Source organism: Variovorax sp. 20P10.2.4 (assembly GCF_058244205.1).
Genome location: NZ_JBZAYE010000846.1, coordinates 1 through 2,599 on the forward strand (window position 1 = coordinate 1; position 2,599 = coordinate 2,599).

The window sequence follows — 2,599 nt, forward strand, 5'->3', positions numbered from 1 at the left end:
TCGCGTGGCCGATGCTGACGCTGGCCGAGTTCAAGCCCTGGGCGCTGTTCGGCAGCGGCAACCTCGCGGTCATCGGCGGCTTTCTCGCGGGCTTCCTTCCGCCCGATGGCTCGCCCGCCTTTCTCGCGCTGCTTGCCAAGGCCACGCTCGAGACGCTGGCCATGGCCACGGCCGGCACCGCGCTCGCGCTGCTGATCGGCGCGCCGCTGGCCTTCGTGACGACGCGCGCGCTGTCGATCTCGCGCATCGGCCCCGGGCCGGGCCGTGTGCGCGCGGGCATCGTGCGGCAGGCGGCGCGCTGGCTGCTGATGGTGCTGCGCGCGATCCCCGAGATCGTCTGGGCGCTGCTGTTCGTGCGCGCGCTGGGCCTGGGCCCCGCGGCCGGCGTGCTGGCGCTGGCCATCACCTATGGCGGCATGCTCGGCAAGGTCTACGCCGAGATCCTCGAATCGACCGACACCCGCCCCGCGCGCGCGCTGCTCGAGGCCGGCAGCGGCCGGCTCGCGGCGCTGTGCTACGGCCTCTTGCCGCACACGGCGCAGGAGCTGGCCTCGTACACCGTGTACCGCTGGGAGTGCGCGGTGCGCGCCTCGGTGGTGATGGGCTTCGTCGGCGCGGGCGGGCTGGGCCAGCTGATGGACCAGTCGATGAAGATGCTCAACGGCGGCGAGGCCAGCAGCATCCTGCTGGTGTTCCTGCTGCTGGTGCTGCTGGCGGACGTGCTGAGCAACGCGCTGCGCAGGCTGCTGGCATGAACCTGCCGCCACGCCCACCGCCCTGCCTGCGCTGCCGGATCGCGCTGCTGCTGATCGCGGCGGCGGTGATCGCGAGCTTCGTCTACCTCGGCATCGATTACCGCGCGCTGGGCTCGGCCGAGTCGCTCGCTCTCATGGGCAAGTTCATCGCGGAGTTCTTCCCGCCCGACCTCTCGGGCGGCTTCCTCGCCAAGGTCGGCCACGGCGCGCTGCAGACGCTCGCGGTGTCGGCGCTCGGCACGGTGCTCGCGGCGCTGGCGGGCGCGGTGCTCGCACTGCCCGCTTCCGGCCGCGCCGGCTGGCTGCCGCGCCACACGGCGCGCTTCATCCTCAACCTGCTGCGCAGCGTGCCCGAGCTGGTCTGGGCCGCGCTGATGGTGCTGGCCGCGGGCATCGGCCCCTTCGCGGGCGCGCTCGCGCTGGCGCTGCACACCACGGGCGTGCTGGGCCGCCTGTTCGCCGAGGCGCTCGAGAACGCGCCGCGCGAGCCCGAGCACGCGCTGACGCTCTCGGGCGCCGGCCCGGTCGCGGCCTTCAGCTATGCCAGCCTGCCGATCGTGCTGCCGCAGTGGGTGGCCTACACGCTCTACCGCTGGGAGATGAACATCCGCATGGCCGCGGTGCTGGGCTTCGTGGGCGGCGGCGGGCTCGGGCAGCTGCTGTACTTCCACCTCTCGATCTTCCAGCAGCAGCAGGCGATGACGGTGCTGCTCGCGATGTTCGTGCTGGTCACGCTGGTGGACTTCGCGAGCGCTCGCTTGCGCCGGGGACTCGGTCCCGCCTACGCCTGAAGCCTCGGGGCGACAATCGGGGGCATGAGGTTCCCGCCATGAGTCACCGCCAGCCCGTGCGGGTCGTCGACCGCCACGCCTTCGACACGATCATCGACGCCCGCTCGCCGGCCGAGTTCGCGCTCGACCACATCCCGGGCGCCATCAACTGCCCCGTGCTCGACGACGAGGAGCGCCGCATCGTCGGCACCGTCTACGTGCAGACCGGCGCCTTCGAGGCGCGGCGCATCGGCGGCGCAATGGTCGCGGCCAACATCGCGCGGCATCTGCGCGACACGCTGGCCGACCGGCCCGAGAAGTGGAAGCCGCTGGTCTACTGCTGGCGCGGCGGCATGCGCAGCGGCTCGATGGTGACCTGGCTGCGGCTGGTGGGCTGGGACGCCCAGCAGCTCGCGGGCGGCTACAAGAGCTTCCGGCGCCACGTGATCTCGCAGCTCGACGCGCTGACGCCGCGGCTCGACCTGCGCGTGGTCTGCGGCGCCACCGGCAGCGCCAAGACCCGCGTGCTGCATGCGCTGGCCGCGAGCGGCGAGCAGGTGCTCGACCTCGAGGACTTCGCGAACCACAAGGGCTCGCTGCTGGGTTCGCTGCCGGGCGTGGCGCAACCCTCGCAGAAGCATTTCGAGACCCGCATCGCGACGGTGCTCGAAGGCATCGACCTGCAGCGCCCGCTGTACGTCGAGGGCGAGAGCATCCGCATCGGCCGTCTCTCGCTGCCGCTGTCGCTGGTGGCGAAGATGCGCAGCGCGCCCTGCATCGAGGTGGTGGCCACGCCCGAGGCGCGGCTGGCCTACCTGCTGCGCGACTACGCCTACCTCGGCGACGACCGCGCGGCGCTGGCCGGCCAGCTCGGCCTGCTCAAGGAACTGCAGGGCAAGGAGACGGTGGCGCGCTGGCAGCAGTGGGCGCACGAGGCGCAGCTGCCGCTGCTCTTCGCCGAGCTGATGGCGCTGCACTACGACCCGCACTACGAGAAGTCGCAGGAGCGCCATTTCAAGACCTGGGCCACGCGGCGCCGCGTGGCCGCGGCCGACCTCGGCGATCAGGGCATCG

3 protein-coding genes are annotated in these 2,599 nt (G+C 72.4%); all 3 read left to right on the forward strand.

Annotated elements, in window-relative coordinates:
- The coding region (locus AC27VN_RS38430) for a PhnE/PtxC family ABC transporter permease (RefSeq protein WP_490880059.1) at positions 1-755 on the forward strand (755 nt) is incomplete at its 5' end.
- Positions 752-1,546, forward strand: coding sequence for a phosphonate ABC transporter, permease protein PhnE (phnE, locus tag AC27VN_RS38435; protein WP_490880060.1), 795 nt, complete (start codon positions 752-754; stop codon positions 1,544-1,546). The genes AC27VN_RS38430 and phnE, both read left to right, overlap by 4 nt.
- A gap of 38 nt (positions 1,547-1,584) precedes the next feature.
- Positions 1,585-2,599: tRNA 2-selenouridine(34) synthase MnmH (gene mnmH / locus AC27VN_RS38440; RefSeq protein WP_490880061.1), on the forward strand; the 1,015-nt coding region annotated here is incomplete at its 3' end.

What these genes read in the sequence shown, in the direction of transcription:
- phnE (WP_490880060.1), top strand. Translation starts at nt 752, where the DNA reads ATGAACCTGCCGCCACGCCCACCGCCCTGCCTGCGCTGCCGGATCGCG.